Annotated in this window: 20 protein-coding genes; 19 read left to right on the top strand and 1 reads right to left on the bottom strand. The window is 30.2% G+C overall.

Annotation, left to right across the window (positions count from 1 at the left end):
* Nucleotides 1–37 precede the first annotated feature (37 nt).
* From KSU54_RS04030 to KSU54_RS03940, 19 genes are all read left to right on the top strand, one after another.
* The gene (locus KSU54_RS04030) at nt 38–415 is read left to right on the top strand and encodes a cyclophilin-like fold protein (protein WP_224209007.1); all 378 of its coding nucleotides are present in this window, start codon (nt 38–40) and stop codon (nt 413–415) included.
* Nucleotides 402–1,283 carry a DUF3737 family protein gene (locus KSU54_RS04025; RefSeq protein ID WP_117791903.1) on the top strand — a complete coding sequence of 294 codons (882 nt, stop codon included), beginning with the start codon at nt 402–404 and terminating at the stop codon, nt 1,281–1,283. Before KSU54_RS04030 ends, KSU54_RS04025 begins: the two co-directional genes overlap by 14 nt.
* An 11-nt stretch (nt 1,284–1,294) precedes the next feature.
* Complete coding sequence (locus tag KSU54_RS04020) at nt 1,295–2,662, top strand: MalY/PatB family protein (RefSeq protein WP_117791902.1); 1,368 nt, start codon at nt 1,295–1,297, stop codon at nt 2,660–2,662.
* A gap of 195 nt (nt 2,663–2,857) precedes the next feature.
* Nucleotides 2,858–3,280, top strand: coding sequence for a hypothetical protein (locus tag KSU54_RS04015; protein ID WP_003537482.1), 423 nt, complete (start codon nt 2,858–2,860; stop codon nt 3,278–3,280).
* 525 nt (nt 3,281–3,805) lie between these two features.
* Nucleotides 3,806–4,687: a LysR family transcriptional regulator gene (locus KSU54_RS04010; protein ID WP_003537483.1), complete on the top strand. Its 882-nt coding sequence runs from the start codon at nt 3,806–3,808 to the stop codon at nt 4,685–4,687.
* Nucleotides 4,688–4,764: 77 nt separating this feature from the next.
* Nucleotides 4,765–5,562, top strand: coding sequence for an MBL fold metallo-hydrolase (locus KSU54_RS04005; RefSeq protein WP_003537485.1), 798 nt, complete (start codon nt 4,765–4,767; stop codon nt 5,560–5,562).
* A gap of 157 nt (nt 5,563–5,719) precedes the next feature.
* Nucleotides 5,720–6,091 carry a MerR family transcriptional regulator gene (locus tag KSU54_RS04000; protein WP_003537488.1) on the top strand — a complete coding sequence of 124 codons (372 nt, stop codon included), beginning with the start codon at nt 5,720–5,722 and terminating at the stop codon, nt 6,089–6,091.
* Nucleotides 6,075–7,277, top strand: a complete 1,203-nt coding sequence (locus KSU54_RS03995; protein WP_003537490.1) for an MFS transporter — start codon at nt 6,075–6,077, stop codon at nt 7,275–7,277. Before KSU54_RS04000 ends, KSU54_RS03995 begins: the two co-directional genes overlap by 17 nt.
* A 13-nt stretch (nt 7,278–7,290) precedes the next feature.
* The gene (locus KSU54_RS03990) at nt 7,291–8,034 is read left to right on the top strand and encodes a carboxymuconolactone decarboxylase family protein (RefSeq protein WP_003537493.1); all 744 of its coding nucleotides are present in this window, start codon (nt 7,291–7,293) and stop codon (nt 8,032–8,034) included.
* Nucleotides 8,035–8,051: 17 nt separating this feature from the next.
* The gene (locus KSU54_RS03985; protein WP_008791533.1) at nt 8,052–8,462 is read left to right on the top strand and encodes a cupin domain-containing protein; all 411 of its coding nucleotides are present in this window, start codon (nt 8,052–8,054) and stop codon (nt 8,460–8,462) included.
* Nucleotides 8,463–8,476: 14 nt separating this feature from the next.
* Nucleotides 8,477–9,454 carry an aldo/keto reductase gene (locus KSU54_RS03980; RefSeq protein ID WP_003537496.1) on the top strand — a complete coding sequence of 326 codons (978 nt, stop codon included), beginning with the start codon at nt 8,477–8,479 and terminating at the stop codon, nt 9,452–9,454.
* A gap of 13 nt (nt 9,455–9,467) precedes the next feature.
* Entirely contained in the window at nt 9,468–10,046 is a 579-nt protein-coding gene (locus KSU54_RS03975) for a histidine phosphatase family protein (RefSeq protein ID WP_003537497.1), read from the top strand.
* Between the two features lie 710 nt (nt 10,047–10,756).
* Nucleotides 10,757–11,590: a histidinol-phosphatase HisJ family protein gene (locus tag KSU54_RS03970; protein WP_009300194.1), complete on the top strand. Its 834-nt coding sequence runs from the start codon at nt 10,757–10,759 to the stop codon at nt 11,588–11,590.
* A gap of 336 nt (nt 11,591–11,926) precedes the next feature.
* Complete coding sequence (locus tag KSU54_RS03965) at nt 11,927–12,499, top strand: class I SAM-dependent methyltransferase (protein ID WP_117791901.1); 573 nt, start codon at nt 11,927–11,929, stop codon at nt 12,497–12,499.
* On the top strand, nt 12,475–13,341 hold the full coding sequence (locus KSU54_RS03960; RefSeq protein ID WP_003537501.1) for a class I SAM-dependent methyltransferase: 867 nt from the start codon (nt 12,475–12,477) through the stop codon (nt 13,339–13,341). The genes KSU54_RS03965 and KSU54_RS03960 overlap by 25 nt, the downstream gene beginning before the upstream one ends.
* A gap of 5 nt (nt 13,342–13,346) precedes the next feature.
* Entirely contained in the window at nt 13,347–14,555 is a 1,209-nt protein-coding gene (locus KSU54_RS03955) for a radical SAM/SPASM domain-containing protein (RefSeq protein WP_117791900.1), read from the top strand.
* Nucleotides 14,552–15,319, top strand: coding sequence for an alpha/beta fold hydrolase (locus KSU54_RS03950; protein WP_003537503.1), 768 nt, complete (start codon nt 14,552–14,554; stop codon nt 15,317–15,319). Before KSU54_RS03955 ends, KSU54_RS03950 begins: the two co-directional genes overlap by 4 nt.
* Nucleotides 15,320–15,595: 276 nt before the next feature.
* Nucleotides 15,596–15,943 (top strand): DMP19 family protein, encoded by a 348-nt coding sequence (locus KSU54_RS03945; RefSeq protein ID WP_418361533.1) that lies wholly within the window; start codon nt 15,596–15,598, stop codon nt 15,941–15,943.
* A gap of 564 nt (nt 15,944–16,507) precedes the next feature.
* Entirely contained in the window at nt 16,508–16,753 is a 246-nt protein-coding gene (locus KSU54_RS03940; RefSeq protein WP_117791899.1) for a hypothetical protein, read from the top strand.
* Between the two features lie 57 nt (nt 16,754–16,810).
* Here KSU54_RS03940 and KSU54_RS03935 read toward each other — a convergent pair whose 3' ends face one another.
* A complete protein-coding gene (locus KSU54_RS03935) occupies nt 16,811–17,380 on the bottom strand; it encodes an RDD family protein (protein WP_003537507.1) in 570 nt (189 codons plus the stop codon).
* Nucleotides 17,381–17,481 lie beyond the last annotated feature (101 nt).

Genomic DNA, 17,481 nt, shown 5'->3' with positions numbered 1-17,481 from the left:
AAATATAGATAAACAAGGAAAAGAAGAATCAAAAGAAATGATAAAAATAAAGATTGAGATTAATGGACAAATGTTTTTAGCTACATTAGATGATACTCCAACATCCCAGGCTTTATTGGAAAAATTGCCGATGGTGCTTACAATGAAAGAGTTAAATGGTAATGAAAAATTCTATAATTTAGAATACTCTTTGCCAGTAACTAGTCAATCAGTTAATCAAATTAATAAAGGAGACTTGATGCTATTTCATGACAATTGCTTAGTATTATTCTATCAAGACTTCTTATCTAAGTATCAGTATACGCGAATTGGTCAAATAGATGATGCAGGTAATATAAATCAAATTGTGGGTGCAGGAGATCTGGTAGTTAGCTTTATGAAATATAGAAATGGAGAAGAAAATGGAAATAATTAAACAAAAATATTTAAGCGGTGAAAGAGCACTTTTTAAAAGTAATAATCTAAAAATTGAAGATTCTATTTTTGCTGATGGTGAATCACCGTTAAAGGAAAGTAAGAATATAGAAATCAATGAGACTATTTTTAAATGGAAATATCCATTATGGTATTGTAATGATGTTAAAGTCACTAATTCAACATTGTTGGAAACGGCACGCTCAGGAATTTGGTACACTAAAAATATTAGTATTATAGATAGTATTATTGAGGCACCAAAAACATTTCGTCGAGCACAAAATATTTATTTAGAAAATGTAGATTTGCCAATAGCGCAAGAAACGCTTTGGAATTGCACGGATATTGTTTTAAAGGCAGCGAGGGTACATGGTGACTATTTTGGGTTTAATAGTATAAATATTAAGATTGATGATTTGAATTTAACAGGAAATTATAGTTTTGATGGTGGAAGAAATATTGAAGTGCATAATTCAAAGCTGATTTCAAAAGATGCCTTTTGGAATTGTGAAAATGTTACAGTTTATGATTCAACGATCATTGGTGAATATTTAGGATGGAATTCTAAAAATATAACGTTTATAAATTGTACGATTGAGAGTTTACAAGGACTTTGTTATATTGAAAATTTAAAACTGATTAACTGCAAACTTATTAATACAACACTTGCATTTGAATATTCTACAGTTGAAGTTGAGGTAAATTCGCATATTGATAGTGTTATGAATCCAATCTCAGGTGTAATTAAAGCACATAGTATCGGTGAATTAATTCTAGACAAGACCAAAATAAATCCTAGTGAAACAAAAATTGTGATAACAAATCCTCCAATAAAAAGCCAAACAAATATCGAATGTATATGTTGTTAGAGGAGGAGAAAATGAAAAATCAATTTTCAAAACTGACGAACCGCTGGAATAGTGGTTCTTTGAAGTGGGAAATTAAAGAGAATGAACTTCCTATGTGGGTAGCGGATATGGATTTTGAAACTGCGCCAGAAATAATCGAGGCTCTAAAACAAAGAGTTGAGCATGGTATTTTTGGATATAACATCGTTCCTGATGAATTCTTTGAAAGTATTCAGACCTGGTGGCTAAAAAGGCATAATTATTATCTAGAAAAAGAGTGGATGTTATTTTGTACAGGGGTAGTCCCAGCAATTTCTTCACTCGTTAGAAAGATGACAAGTGTAGGAGAAAATATTTTAATTCAAGCACCAGTATATAATATTTTTTATAATTCTATTTTAAATAATGGACGGCATATTATTTCGAGTGATTTAATTTTTGATGGAAAAGAATATTATATTGATTTTGTAGATTTAGAAATGAAGCTGGCAGATCCTCAAACAACTATGATGATTCTTTGTAATCCACATAATCCAATTGGAAAAATATGGGACATTGAATCATTAGAGCGGATCGGTGAAATGTGCGCTAAATATAATGTTTTAGTAATTAGTGACGAGATTCATTGTGATCTTACTGCACCTAATAAAGATTATATTCCGTTTGCTAGTGTTTCAAAAGTTAATCAGATGAATAGTATTACTTGTATTGCTCCAACTAAAGCTTTTAATTTAGCTGGACTACAAACTGCTTGTATTGTTGTCGCTAATCCACAATTACGACATAAGGTAAATCGGGGCATTAATACTGATGAAGTGGCAGAACCTAATAGTTTTGCTATTACGGCAACAGTTGCTGCGTTTACTAAAGGGGCAGTGTGGCTTGATGAATTGAGGGAATATATTGAAGAAAATAAAAATATAGTATCTAAATTTATTCGATGCTATTTACCAGAAATTTATTTAATTCCTAGTGAGGCTACTTATTTATTGTGGCTTGATTGTTCACGAATAACAACTGACAGTACAATGTTAACACAATTTATTCGCGATAAGACGGGTTTGTATTTGACTAGCGGAATTGAGTATGGTGAAAATGGTAATGGATTTATTCGAATGAATATAGCTTGTCCACAATCACGATTATTCGACGGTTTAGAGAGATTTAAAGAGGGTATAAGAGCCTATCAGCAAGGAGAAATAAAAATGGAAGAGATTGACATAGAAAAAATGCATCAATTTGAAGATGTTATTAATATGGAAATATTTTATAATAAAACTACTCAAGAAATTATGGAACAATACTATTTGCAAAGAGAAAATGCAGATTCTCTAGCAATGCAAGATTTTACGTTGACTGACGAAGAATTAAGGGTGTTGGATCAATTAATAAAAATTTAATTAAAAAATTATATTAAATTGCTCTTTTCTAGGAAAATAAGTGAAATAAAAACTTGTACTTAGAAGGGAGCATATTTTTTATTGGAATGTTATATTAATTAGAAAAGAAAATTACAAGCCATTATATAATTAACTGATTATTATTTTTTTATATGGTAAAATATTCTTGAAATTTGATAACAAAGGGGAAAGTTTATGGAAAATAATCAGAAAAAAGAAGTTAATGAAGCACTTCATGCAATTGAAGAAACTTTAGGTCATTTATCAAGGGCTCAGGATTATTTAAGTAGTGCAGGAAACTGGGGACTTTTTGATATGATTGGTGGTGGTTTTATTACAACGATGATCAAACATGGTAAAATGAATGAAGCTGAAAGAGCAATGGCAGCAGCACGTAATTCGATACGAAATCTAAAAAAAGAATTAAGTGATGTAGATCAGCTGGTTGATGTTGATTTAAATATTAGTGATTTTTTAAGTTTTGCAGATTATTTCTTTGATGGAATCATTGCTGATTGGATGGTTCAATCAAAGATCAAAGATGCTCGATTTCAAGTTGATAAAGCTATTCGAGAATTAAATCGTATTAAAAATACGTTACTGACCCTTGCAGTCTAGAGATATTGTAAAATGAAGGTATGATTTGATATTATGGATAACATAATCAATCAAATGATTGAAGTAATTACTTAGTTTGAAGATTTAGAAGTACAATTTTTAAAGGTAACAAGTTGTTTAAAAGAAAATGGATTAATGTTAATATATGGTTTTCAACCATTTATGAATATGTTCGTACTGTCTGAAGCAAGTGTATTTGATGAAAATTCATTTAAATAAAATTGAATATTTGTATTTTGGGAAGGAATCTTAGAAAAATACTGAAATATTTTATATAACTAGACAACACAAATCAAAAGAATTCACTAGTTTTTGGCATATATTCAGTGGAATTATTAATGTATTTACTTATGTAAGTATGAATGTCATAAGATTAAATGAAAGAGAAGTAGAATTTATATAATGAAAACAGTCTATAATAGGATAGACTGTTTTATAGTACGATGGACTTATTTTAAATTGCTTTAGATTGGATTAGGAATTTTGTCATAAATTTTATATAATAAAATAAAGTGAGGTGTAAGCATGGAATTAAGAGTACTTAAGTATTTTTTAGCGGTAGCACGTGAAGAAAATATCACAAAAGCCGCTGAGTTTTTACATATAACTCAACCAACCTTATCAAGACAACTGATGCAGCTTGAAGAGGAGTTAAACGCGCAATTATTTATCCGAGGAAAAAATCGAATTGTTTTAACAGATGAAGGAATGCTGCTTCGAAGAAGAGCTGAGGAAATTGTAGATCTAGCTAATAAAACGGAAAAAGAATTTTTAGAACAAGATAATCTAGTTACAGGAGAAATTTTTATTGGTGGTGGGGAAACAAATGCTATGCATATTCTTGCTAGAATAATCAAAGAATTTAAAGAAGAATATCCTCAAATCAAATATCAATTTTATAGTGGGAATGCTGATGATATTAAAGAGCGTTTAGATAAAGGATTGATTGATATTGGTTTGCTGACTGAACCAGTTGATATTGAAAAGTATGAGTTTGTACGCTTAGAGCAAAAGGAAGTTTGGGGTATTTTAGCACCTAAAGATAGTAAACTTGCAGCTAAGGAATATGCAACACCACAAGATTTATTAAAATTGCCATTATTAAGTACTCGAAGAACAATCGTTCAAAATGAAATAGCTAATTGGTTTGGGCAAGATTATGAGCAATTAGATATTATTGCGACATACAATCTTATTTATAATGCTGCAATTATGGTAGAAGAGGGGATTGGGTATGCGATTTGTTTAGAAAAGTTAGTCAATATTAATGATGAAACAAAAATTCGCTTTATTCCATTTTATCCTCCATTGTTAACTGGAACAGTAATCGTATGGAAAAAGCATCAAATTTTTTCACCTGCTACAGCGCGATTTATTGAAAAAATAAAGCATTCTCTAAAAGCATGATTGATTATAGATTATAGGTATTAGACATATAATTTCTGACGATTTATAATAACATTGAAAAGAAAGGATGAATTATAATGACAAAACAAGCTGTTGCACCACGAACAATTTTTATGACGGAAAAGGATTTTCAGCCCATTGATGAAACTAGAATTTATTGGTTATCAAGCGCTGGTGTGATGATCAATAGTCACGGTACTACTTTGATGATTGATCCATTATTAGAAGGATTTGATCTACCTTTATTAGTTGAAATGCCAATTTTACCTAAAGATGTACCTAGTTTAGATGGAGTACTGATTACACATTGCGATAATGATCATTTTAGTCGATTAACCTGTAAAAATTTAGCTCCAGTGACTAAATCATTTCATGGTCCTCATTATTTAGCAGAATTATTCGCAGAAGAAGATTTAAAAGGAAATGGATATGATATTGGTGAATCATTTGAAATTGGAAACATGAAAATAAAATTAACTCCTGCTGATCATGCTTGGCAAAATGAAAGTAGTAAGTATAGTAAAATTCGTAAATATCAGTTTGAAGATTATTGCGGTTATTGGATTGATACACCTGATGGGACGATTTGGATGGTTGGAGATTCGAGACTTTTACAAGAACATCTGCAAATGCCAGAACCAGATGTTATGTTATTTGATTTTTCAGATAATTCTTGGCATATCGGCTTAGATAATGCGATTAAATTGGCCAATACATATCCTAATACAGAATTAATTTTAATTCATTGGGGAACTGTTGATGCTCCGGAAATGAATGCATTTAATGGTGATCCTAAGTCTTTGAATGGACGTGTTGTTAATCCAGAAAGGATTAGAGTTGTAGCTCCAGGGGAAGCTTTTGTATTAAAAAAATAAAATTGTTAGAACCAAGTTGTCATTAGTATAGCTTGGTTTTTTGATATATCAATAATGCTTTTTAGGTATTATTGATAATACAATATAGGTATTAGACATAACAATATAATTAACTTAAAATATAAGTGTATAGATAAGGTAATGGAGGTGAAACATCTTGAGAATAAAAGAGGTAAGTAAGAGATTTAATGTTTCAATAACAGCTTTACGATACTATGAAAAAGTTGGTCTATTTGAAGATGTTAACCGTGTTAATGGTATTAGAGAATATGAAGATAAAGATATTGAAAGATTAAGTTTAATATTAACATTGAAAAATATTGGCTTGAGCAATGAAACTATTTTGAAATATATCGAATTAAATGAACAAGGGGCACATACGAAGAAACAGCAAATTCAGGTTTTGAAGTTAGAACGTCAAAAGCTATTAGATAGTATTCATAATCAACAGAAAAATATAGATTCTTTGGATTATTTGATTTACCAGTTAAAAGATAAGGAGAAGATAAAACATGGTGAGCAAAAGTAGTAAACATTGGTTAGTTTTAATTGTATGTTGTGGTTTAGCGGCATCTTCAATAGGGGTTTCAATTAATTCGTCAGGTGTCTTTTATACACCTGTTTCAACTAGTCTTGGAATTATGCGTGGAACATTTTCTATGCATATGACTATCTTTTCATTAACAACAGCAATTGGGGCTTTATTCATACCTAGAATTATGAATAAAGTATCTTACAAACTATTACTGACAATTAGTGTTGTAATAGCAGTAGTTGCTACAGGATTGATGGCAGTAACTAAATCAATTCCGGGATTTTATCTGCTGGGAGCTATCAGAGGACTTAGTACAGGTATGTTTTCAATTGTTCCCTTAACAATAATTATTAATAATTGGTTTGAAAAAAGTCATGGTTTGGCTACTAGTATTGTCTTTGGATTCAGTGGTTTAGCAGGATCGATTTGTTCACCGATTTTATCAAGCTTTATTGAAAATTTTGGATGGCAAACTGGTTATTTAATCAAAGCTGCAATTATATTAGGATTATGTTTGCCCGCTGTCTTATATCCATTTCACCTTGATCCACAAAAAGATGGTTGTTTACCTTATGGACATGTGGAGCAGCCACAAGATATGGTGACACAAGTGTCAAATTCATTTAGCTTTACAACAGTTGCATTTATTAGTTTCTTTGTCTTCGGATTATTATGTAGTTGTATTACTAGTGTTACTCAGCATTTACCTGGATATGGTCAATCATTGGGCTATAGTGCTGCATTAGGAGCAATGCTTTTGTCATCGGGAATGGTAGGAAATATTATTTCCAAATTGATTATTGGAGTTTTAAGTGATCATTTAGGGGCAATTAAAGCAACTGTTACAATGATCATAGCTAATACTGTAGGAATTATTTTATTAATGTGGGGTTCAACAGCGTGGCTATTAATTATTGGAGCATTTTTGTTTGGTTCATGTTATTCAATTGGAGCAGTGGCATTGCCTTTATTAACCAAATACTTCTTTGGAATAGATAATTATGCAAGAGTTTTCCCAAAGATTTCTTTTGCTTCTAATTTAGGAGCAGCAATTTCTTTATCTATGGTAGGGTATATATATGATTTCTTTGGCTCTTATTTATATGCATTTATCATTGCTCTAGCAATGATTGCAGTTTGTGTAATTACTTTAACATTAACTGCCAAAACAAAAGAATAGAGGAGGAAAGATTATGAATAAGAAAGCAGAACAGTTATTTAGTGATTTAAATGATGGAAAGGATTTTTTAGTAAAGGATCCAGAACTTCGGGAAATTATGATTAATTATCTTTATGGGGATGTCTATCACCATGGTAACCTTGATTTTAAATTAAGAGAGCTTATTTTAATTGTCGTTAATACTACCAATCATACTTTAAAGGCTTTAAAGGAACATGTGACAAGTGGCTTGAGTGTCGGAGTAACACCTGTAGAAATTAAAGAAGCAGTATATCAATGCACTCCCTATATAGGATTAGGCAAAGTAGAAGAAGCATTAGAAATAGTTAATCTTGTTTTTGAAGAGAAAAATATTAGTTTACCACTATTACCACAAGCAACGGTACAAGGTGATAATAGATTTGAAAAGGGATTTGCAGTTCAAAGTGCTGCATTTGGACAAGAGCATATTCAAGCAGGTCACGACCATGCTCCAAAGGAATTAAAGCACATTCAAAATTATTTATCTGAATACTGTTTTGGAGATTTTTATACAAGAAATGGTTTGGATTTACCAACAAGAGAATTGATTACAATGGTGATGTTAGCTACTTTAGGAGGTTGTGAGAATCAATTGCGAGCTCATGTTGGGGCAAATCTAACAGTTGGAAATAATCGTGATACTTTAATTGAAACAATCACTCAATGTCAACCGTATATAGGATTTCCAAGAACATTAAATGCAATTGCAATTATTAATGAAATAACTAAGAAATAAAAATGGAGGAATGTAAAATGAATCGTGAAGAAAGTTTAGGACCATCTGCAGTATTTGAATTAGGAGAACCTAATGATGCGTATGCAAAATATTTTATTGGTCAAAGTTATTTGAAACATCTAACAACAGAAGGAGTTGGTGTTGTCAATGTCACATTTGAACCCGGTTGTCGTAATAATTGGCATATTCATCATAAAGGTGGTCAAATCTTAATCGTTACTGGTGGAAAAGGTTATTATCAAGAGTGGGGAAAACCAGTACAATGTTTAAAACCAGGTGATATTGTAAATATTCCACCTGAGATAAAACATTGGCATGGAGCAGTAAAGGATAGCTGGTTTAGTCATTTAGCTGTTGAAGTGCCGGCTAAGGATGCTTCTAATGAGTGGTGTGAACCAGTTACAGATGAAGAATATGAAAAATTATAAAAGGAGATAAGACAATGGAATATGTAAAATTAGGAAATACAGGTTTAGAAGTATCTAAAATATGTTTAGGTTGTATGAGTTTCGGGGATCCTCAACGTTGGATCCATAGTTGGGTACTGAATGAAACTGATTCTCGTAAGATTATAAAAAAAGCATTAGATTTAGGAATCAATTTTTTTGATACTGCTAATGTTTATGGATTAGGGGCCAGTGAAGAAATTTTAGGACGAGCGCTTCAGGAGTATGCTAAACGGGAAGAAATTGTAATCGCTACAAAAGTAAGCGGTCAAATGCATGAAGGACCAAATGGGAAAGGATTATCGCGAAAAGCAATTTTGCATGAAGTTGAACAATGTTTAAAAAGATTGGGAACCGATTATATTGATTTACTTTATATTCATCGCTGGGATTATAATACTCCAATTGAAGAAACGATGTGTGCTCTAAATGATTTGGTTAGAGCAGGAAAGGTTCATTATTTAGGTGCTTCATCGATGTATGCCTGGCAATTTCAAAAAGCACAGTATCTTGCAGAAAAAAATGGATGGACTAAATTTTCTGTAATGCAGGGTCATTATAATTTATTATATCGTGAAGAAGAGCGAGAAATGATTCCTTTATGCAAAGATATGAAAGTAGCTTTGGTGCCTTATAGTCCACTAGCGGCAGGACGATTAACTCGTGATTGGAATTCAGATTCAAAAAGAGCTCAAGAAGATTTGGTTGCAAAACGAAAATATGATAGTACTGTAGATACAGATCGAAAAATTGTTGAAAGAGTTGCTGAAATTGCAGATAAATATCAAGTCACTAAATCTCAAGTTGCTGTTGCATGGTTATGGGCTAAAGGCGTGACTGCACCAATTGTAGGGATTACAAAAGAAAAATATTTAGACGATTTTGCGGGTGCTTTAACAGTTAAACTAACACAAGAAGATATAGAATATTTAGAAGAATGCTATCAGCCTCATGTAATTATGGGACATAATTAGAAAGGATGAAAAAATGGTGAAAAAATTATATTTAATGCGTCATGGACAAACACTATTTAATCTTCAAAATAAAATTCAAGGCTGGTGTGATTCGCCATTAACAGAGTTGGGGCAGTATCAAGCTAAAGTAGCCGGACAATATTTTAAAGATCATCAAATTACTTTTGATCATGCCTATTGTTCTACTAGTGAGAGATGTAGTGATACCTTAGAATTAGTTACAGATATGCCGTATACGCGTTTAAAAGGGTTAAAAGAAAATTTTTATGGTCAATTAGAAGGTGAGAGTGAAAGGTTAAATTGTCACTTGACACCAAAGGATTGCGAAACTTTCTATTTACAATATGGTGGAGAGTCTTCAAATACAGTTAGAGATCGAATGATGCAGACATTGACAAATATTATGGAACGAGATGATCATTTTAATGTTTTAGCTGTTAGCCATAGTGGAGCTTGCTTTAACTTTTTAAGAGCAATTCAAGATCCAACTGAAGAATTAAATAAAGGGTTTGGAAATTGCTGTATTTTTGTTTATCAATTTAATGATGGAGTATTTAAGTTGGAAGAAGTAATTAGACACAAATATAATTAAAAATATCCACTTCATTATGAAGTGGATATTTTTTCATTTGCACAGCAAGTAGGTTAACTGTCATTCCTGTATTGCTAACCAACAATATTTTCATCTTAAGTATCTTTATTAATGATAGATAAAACGTTGGGATATTTATTGCAAGTATGCTCACTGTTTAGAATGGAAATTATGTTAGTAATAAATTTATTTTTAAGTTGGCTTTACAGCGATTGATAAGTGGTAATAAAAGAATCAAATCATCTTTGTTATTAATATTTTTATTTAGAGTGTTAATATCAACAGATTCTATTTTTAGTTTTCCTTGATTTAAATCAAGGAATTTTTGTATGTTGTAAGCAAAAAAGAAGAAGTAAATCCCTAGCTGCAATAAATTAAAACTTTTTTCAAGTATTATCAATACATCTAAAATCTTTCATTGTTTTCATAATATTCATTTGGAAATTTATCTTTTGCCCACTGATACATAACCAAATAGTTTACTTGTTTTAAAAAGTTATTCATATTATCTCACTCCTTTATCTATCATTGTGCTTATTATACAAAAAATGGGAACAGATTATAGACTCTTTAAACATTATGGAATATTTTTGCAGCTTTTTGATTAAAGTAGTTAGAAGAATAGAAAAAAATTTTTCAAAATTTGGTATAGTAACAAAAAAGATAGGATAACTGTTATAATTTAGTCATTAATAGAAGGGAGCTTGAAAATGTTTTGTGATTATCATGTACATACAGAGTATAGCGATGATTCTTGCTATCTAATGGAGGATGTTATTAGGGATGCGATCGTTTTAGGTATTAAAGAAATATGTTTTACAGATCATGTTGATTATGGAATCAAATTAGATTGGGATGATCCAAATTTAATAATTAAAGAGAATGAAAAGACTATTGCCAATGTCAATTATCCACAGTATTTTCAAAAAATTGATTCTTTAACAGAGAAATATTGTAACCAAATTACGATAAAAAAAGGAATGGAATTTGGAATACAAATGCATACTATTGATAAATTTCAAAAACTTTTTAATAAATATTCATTTGATTTTATTATTCTTTCAATTCATCAAGTTGAAAATAAAGAGTTTTGGACTAATGATTTTCAAGCTGGACTAAGTGAGGCTGAATATTATCAAAGATACTACCAAGAAATGTATGATGTTGTAAGAAACTATCATGATTACAGTGTTTTGGGACATATGGATTTAATTAAACGTTATGATGATAAAGATGGTTATGATGCCTTCAATGAACACAAGGAGATAATCACTAGGATACTTAAATATATTATTGAAGATGGAAAGGGAATTGAATTAAATACATCTTCAGTTAGATATGGTCTTGATGATTTAATGCCATCACGTGATATTTTTCAGCTATATTACGATCTTGGGGGAAGAATTATTACAATAGGTAGTGATAGTCACGAAAAAGTTCATCTAGGTGCTCATATTGAAACGATGAAAAAGGATTTAAAAAAGATTGGCTTTAAAGAATTTTGTACTTTTAAACAAATGAAACCAATTTTTCATAAATTGTAGAAAATGGATTTTTAATAGTCCATTTTTATATTAATTTTATTTTAAAATAATGGTGATAATCTAAATAATTTAAGCTATAGAAAGAAATAAAGATGGGTTACCGCATATAAAATAAAAGTTTTAGAGAGATTTTTAGTTATTGATGAAATTAACTAATGCTCAAAGAGAAAATCTCCAAATTAGCAGTTTATATTGGAAGAAGTTTAATTATGCTTTGAAAGCTGCTCTGTTACCATGATCTGATAATTGGATAAAATACTTGTTCACTTTACTAGGTATCTTTTTTATTAGCTATAACTAATTATATATAATATAATGAAATAAAGGGTGATAATTATGAGCTATTTATTTGATAGTTATGCAAAGATATATGATCATTTTATGCGCTTGTTTCATTTAGATGATACAAGTGTTATTGAACACAAATTATCGAAGGGGCAATATCATATTTTGGATGTTGGCGGAGGAAGTGGAACACTAGCCGCTGATTTACAAGCTGCTGGTCATCAAGTCACAATTGTGGATTCTAGTTTATCAATGCTTAAAGAAGCTAAAAAGAAAAACACTAATGTAAAATTAATTCATGCATCGATACAAAAAGGTCTTCCAATAAATAAAGTCGATGTTATCATTTGTCGAGATTGTTTACATCATTTAATGAATCAAGAAAAATGTCTTAAATTGATGCTAAATTATCTAAATAATAACGGTTTTATTTTGATTCATGATTTTAATCAAAGAGCATTTAGAATAAAATTACTTTTTCTTTTTGAACGTTGTTGTTTTGAAAAAATAAAACCAGTCAAACCTGAACAGTTGGTTGATTTTTCGCTTCAAAATAAGCTGGATATAGTATTTCTACATCAAGGAAAGTGGGACTATATATGCATGTTAAAAAAAGAAAAATAATTAGTTTATTCCATTTAGGAATAAAGGTAGGATATTTATTTATAACAAGAAAAATTGTGACTAGAAGTGATATTGGCAATTCTTATGATCTGGTTAGTAAAACTTATCAGCAAGAATATTTAAAAATAATGCATACATATAATGATATTCTTTTAAATCATCTAATCAAACATATTTCTAAAGGCCGTATTCTAGACTTGGCTGGAGGAACTGGTTATAATTCAAATTTTATCCAAGAATATAATGATTATTCAATTGATCTTGTGGATATTTCAAAGCAAATGTTAAAACAATGTCAGAATTCAAGCATTAATAAAGTGTGTAAAGGAATGCTTGAATTTTTAACGGTACAAGAAAGTTGTTGCTATGATGCAATCGTATGTACTTGGGCATTGATGTACGAACAACCACAAAAAGTATTAAATCAATGTCAGCGGTTATTAAAAAATGGGGGATATTTGTATATCTTAGTAAATGATCAGCAAACATTGCCACAAATTCGAAAAATTTATCCAAAATTATTAATTGAATATGTAGGCTCAATTAATAAATTAATGTTTGATTTACCAATGCCAAACAATGCGCAGCAATTGGAACGTTGGGCTAAAAAAGCAGGATTAAAGAATTGTCGAGTAACTTCAAAAAAACAAGAATTTTATTTCACAGATTGGAATCGGGCCGCAAAATTTGTTACCTCAACAGGTGCTTTGGCTGGTTATGATGCAATGTTGGATTTGAAAAATGAAAAAATTTTTAATACTCTTGTTGAGCAGCTGCAGAAGTTTTTTACTAAACCATGCATTACTCATCATTTCGTGATGGGAATATTTAAGAAGGGGTGACCTGAGTGAACAAACGGATGATTATTAAAATGTGTATCAATCCCCACATTATTAAAACATTTTTAAATTTGCATTGCCAATTTCGCAAGCATGAAGATTATAAGGTTAGAAATATGGTAAAATGTGGATTAAATATAATTATAAATGATCATTTAGTCCGGCATGATGGTTATTATTTAGTGAATTCATTTATTCCACCGATTAATACTGAAGCTTTTAGGACAGTAGTTAAGATGGTTCCTGGTAAAGGAAAAAATTTTTTTGTTAATCACACTGAAGGGATTCGGCTGGCTCCGATTTCTACATATATTGCTGTTACAGATAAATGTATGTACCATTGCTGGCATTGCAGTGCATCTAAGTTTATGAAAGATGCCACATCAAATAGTCAATTTTCGACTTTAGAATTAAAAAAAATCATTGCCCAATTACAAAGATTAGGTGTAGCAATTATTGGTTTTACAGGTGGTGAACCTTTATTGCGTGAAGATTTAGAGGAGCTTATTGCAAGTATTGATGAACGTAGTGTTAGTTATATTTTTACAACCGGATATAAATTAACTTATCAACGTGCTCTGGCTTTAAAAGAAGCGGGGTTATTTGGTATTGCAATAAGTCTCGATTCTTTAGATGCCCAAAGACATAATGGAATGCGCCATAATGATCATGCTTACGATTATGCTGTTGAAGCTATTAAAAATGCTAAAAAGGCAGGGCTTTATACAATGAGTCAAACGGTATGTACACGAGAATTACTGATTAATGGAGGAATTTTAAAGCTGGCACTGTATTTAAAAAAATTAGAAATAGATGAAATGCGAATCATGGAGCCCTTACCTTGTGGTGCTTTAAAAAACAAATTGGAAGAAGTTCTAACTGATAACGAAAAAAAACAATTAAAGCAATTGCATATTACATTAAATAGAGATTCTCGATATCCTAAAGCCAGTGTCTTTCCATATTTTGAAAGTGCAGAACAATTTGGCTGTGGAGCTGGAGTACAGCATTCATATATTGATGGACATGGTAATTTTGGTCCCTGTGACTTTATTGAGCCGACATTTGGAAATGTGTTGAATGAAAATATTCAATATATTTGGGTAAAAATGTCAAAAGCAATAAATGGCCCGCATTGTCAATGTATTGCTAAAAATTGTGATATTTGTAAACAATTACCTCGATTTTATAAACTAATGCGAGGTTATAAAAAATGAGAAAGCAAGTGACTTATTTAGGAAATATTCTTTGCTATGAAATTGAAAATTTAAATAAACCAGTCTGTATTTGTTTTCATGGAATGAATATGACTAGAGAAATGTATAAAACAGATCAACTGCAACATTTATTAAAAAATTATTCTTTGGTTTTAGTTGATTTATGCGGATATGGGGATTCTTCGATAGAAACAAAGAATTTTAATATGGTAGTATTTAATCAGCTGGTATTAAAATTAGTGAAGTGCGAAAATATCAAATCTTGTACTATTGTTGGATATTGTTTAGGGGGTGTATTTGCACTTGATTTTGCGATTCGTAATCCATATTTTATTGAGCGTTTAATTTTGATAGAAACAATGATTTATTTACCGAAATGGTTATGGTTGACACTGTTGCCAGGATACTGCAGCGGCTATCGAATATTTCAAAAGCAGATTAAGTTATTTAAAATATTAGAATGTTGTACGAAATTCAAAAACATTAGTTCATCAGAACGAATAAGAATATCGTCAAGGGAATGGAATCGTACTGTTAATTCATTTTATTTAAAGCTTATGAATGAGTATGAAAAACAAAATCATATTAAGCGATGTCAACAAATCAACTGCCCGGTTAATATAATTTATAGTCAAGCCAGTTTTAAAAATATTCGAAAAACTGCGCAAATCTTATCACAGTTTTCATTTGTAGAACTCCATTTGTGTCAAGGCAGAGGTCATTTTTTGTTTCTTGATGAGACTATGAATAGAATAGTGATATAAAGGCTGGAAGGGAAGAAATAATGCAGAAGAAAACAATTATTATGGGAATAGTCATATGTCTATTAGGGATTGGTTATTTTTTATTAAATAAGCCTTGATTATCTGATGAAGATGGAGAATTATTTAATTATCTACTTAATGGTTATAATCCTGATTTGTCAATCACAGAAATTATAGTTCAAGAGAGGGAAGAAAGATTATTTAATCTCTTTACATTAATTGACGAAAAATCTAATTATGGTGAACGGTTTAATGATTGTACTCTGGTAGAGCAAAATTTTTGGTTTCTCTATAATTTTCATATGGAAGTTGAATGTGGGGGGAGTTGAGCAGTTTATTTCAAATTATTATCATCATTCTGATTTTACGCTTGAAGCTTTTAGAGATTTGGAACTAACGATAAGTAAAGATTATTTACAAGCTGCAATTAATATCTACCCAAATAAACGAATCGAGATGTACTCAAATCAAGAAATCAGTAATCAATTAGATCAAATTGATGAACAGTATTATGCTGATCATGAAATAGAATATTTTGATTTTATTGATAAATACACAGAAGGAAATATTGTAAAGATGGATGAAATCATGTTTAAAATTGGAGCGTTTTCTAAATTAACATAGGCTACTGTTAGAATGTTAAGATATTATGATGAAATGGGACTTTTAAAACTGGCTGCAGTTGATTAAACAACTGGATATCGCGCCATGTATTCAAGTGAACAAATTCTTCGCTTAAATAAAATTATATATTTGTAAGGTAGTGGATTTAATTAACAGAGATAGCACTTGTTTTAAATAACCAAGGAAATCAGTTTATTATTGAATAACTGGAGCAAAAATATATTGGAGGAACAAGTAAAATTAAAAAATCGAATTAGCAAAAAAAGAATTATTAGGTAATAAAAATGGGATGAATTATAATGTTCTAATAAAATAAACTCCAAGTTATTTTGTACTTTCATTAAGAAAAATAATTTCTGATTATTATGCTGAAAGTAAGTTGTAGGAAGAATTATTAAACTTTACTGCTGAGCATAGAAGAGATGTTTCAGCAAATATTTTTCAATTTATTATGATGAAGATTACCGTGAATATGATGTTGATGTAGAATTGTGAGTATCAATTAGAAAAGCTGTCACTATCGAGAAGCTTTTTAAATTTCGATACACCTCAGCTGTTGAAATAATGGCTTGTATGATGATATATGGAGATTTTTCTAATATTGCTGATACTTATTTATCATTAGTAAATTGGTTACAAAAAATGCTCAGTATAAGATTTCAAGATCCAATTGCTTTAAGTGTTGTAGAAGTCATCGTAATCGATTATCAAACAGAGATAGTTAGTATCCCTTATATTGATATCAATCCATATACACCAAATCTTGAAGAATCGGCTTATTTTGCATGGGCGGATGAATTTGATTTTTAATCATTTTCAAAATAAGAAATGGTAGCAAGTTTGTAAATAAACTTGCTACCATTTTTGTTATTTATGAACCGTGACCACACTAGTTTTTGAAAGATAATCATGCAACATACGATGATTAGAATTAAGGAGGCTCATAAACATTGAAATAAACGATACTATTCCTAAAATTGATAATGCAAATGAAGCTATTGATGCTTCAAAGATAATGTTTATCAGTTCCCAAAAATAGATTGAGCAGCTATAAAATGTACCTTCAATTAAAATTAATCCAACTCCATTTCTAATTAATAAAGTTTTTAAATCAATATTAATTTCATTATTCTTAACAATTTTTAAACCAAAGATTTTTTTACCAATTGTTTGACCATTATATTTGTAAGGAAAATAAACTAAATATAGTAAAGAGAGCAGTAAGCCTATTAAAAATGCACTAATTGCGGGAATTAGAGGAAGATTGACAATTGAACTAGTAAAATTCTTTTGATGATAGATAATGCTATAAATCAAGTTTATAGGTAAAATTGTCATGACACTGATGATATACCAGTCAATAAAATATGCAATTAGTCGTTTAACAAATGGTGCTTGGTGATTATGTACTGATGAATGGTTAAATATTCTTTTCATGATTGACGCTCCTTAAGAATCTTCTTATAATTTTAGTATAGACAATTCTTTTAAAATATCCTTACAGAAAATTACTCTAAGCTTGGCGAAAAGACTGCAAG

It is taken from the genome of Erysipelatoclostridium sp. MSK.23.31, assembly GCF_019125875.1.
Classification (GTDB): domain Bacteria; phylum Bacillota_I; class Bacilli_A; order Erysipelotrichales; family Coprobacillaceae; genus Thomasclavelia; species Thomasclavelia ramosa.
This window is presented reverse-complemented; position numbering and strand designations above follow the sequence as displayed.

Coding starts and splice junctions, on each gene's coding strand:
- KSU54_RS03990 (WP_003537493.1), top strand. CDS start 7,291: ATGAATAAGAAAGCAGAACAGTTATTTAGTGATTTAAATGATGGAAAG.
- KSU54_RS03935 (WP_003537507.1), bottom strand. CDS start 17,380: ATGAAAAGAATATTTAACCATTCATCAGTACATAATCACCAAGCACCA.
- KSU54_RS03950 (WP_003537503.1), top strand. CDS start 14,552: ATGAGAAAGCAAGTGACTTATTTAGGAAATATTCTTTGCTATGAAATT.
- KSU54_RS03985 (WP_008791533.1), top strand. CDS start 8,052: ATGAATCGTGAAGAAAGTTTAGGACCATCTGCAGTATTTGAATTAGGA.
- KSU54_RS03995 (WP_003537490.1), top strand. CDS start 6,075: ATGGTGAGCAAAAGTAGTAAACATTGGTTAGTTTTAATTGTATGTTGT.
- KSU54_RS03980 (WP_003537496.1), top strand. CDS start 8,477: ATGGAATATGTAAAATTAGGAAATACAGGTTTAGAAGTATCTAAAATA.
- KSU54_RS04020 (WP_117791902.1), top strand. CDS start 1,295: ATGAAAAATCAATTTTCAAAACTGACGAACCGCTGGAATAGTGGTTCT.
- KSU54_RS03975 (WP_003537497.1), top strand. CDS start 9,468: ATGGTGAAAAAATTATATTTAATGCGTCATGGACAAACACTATTTAAT.
- KSU54_RS03940 (WP_117791899.1), top strand. CDS start 16,508: ATGGCTTGTATGATGATATATGGAGATTTTTCTAATATTGCTGATACT.
- KSU54_RS04025 (WP_117791903.1), top strand. CDS start 402: ATGGAAATAATTAAACAAAAATATTTAAGCGGTGAAAGAGCACTTTTT.
- KSU54_RS03970 (WP_009300194.1), top strand. CDS start 10,757: ATGTTTTGTGATTATCATGTACATACAGAGTATAGCGATGATTCTTGC.
- KSU54_RS04015 (WP_003537482.1), top strand. CDS start 2,858: ATGGAAAATAATCAGAAAAAAGAAGTTAATGAAGCACTTCATGCAATT.
- KSU54_RS03965 (WP_117791901.1), top strand. CDS start 11,927: ATGAGCTATTTATTTGATAGTTATGCAAAGATATATGATCATTTTATG.
- KSU54_RS04005 (WP_003537485.1), top strand. CDS start 4,765: ATGACAAAACAAGCTGTTGCACCACGAACAATTTTTATGACGGAAAAG.
- KSU54_RS04010 (WP_003537483.1), top strand. CDS start 3,806: ATGGAATTAAGAGTACTTAAGTATTTTTTAGCGGTAGCACGTGAAGAA.
- KSU54_RS04030 (WP_224209007.1), top strand. CDS start 38: ATGATAAAAATAAAGATTGAGATTAATGGACAAATGTTTTTAGCTACA.
- KSU54_RS03960 (WP_003537501.1), top strand. CDS start 12,475: ATGCATGTTAAAAAAAGAAAAATAATTAGTTTATTCCATTTAGGAATA.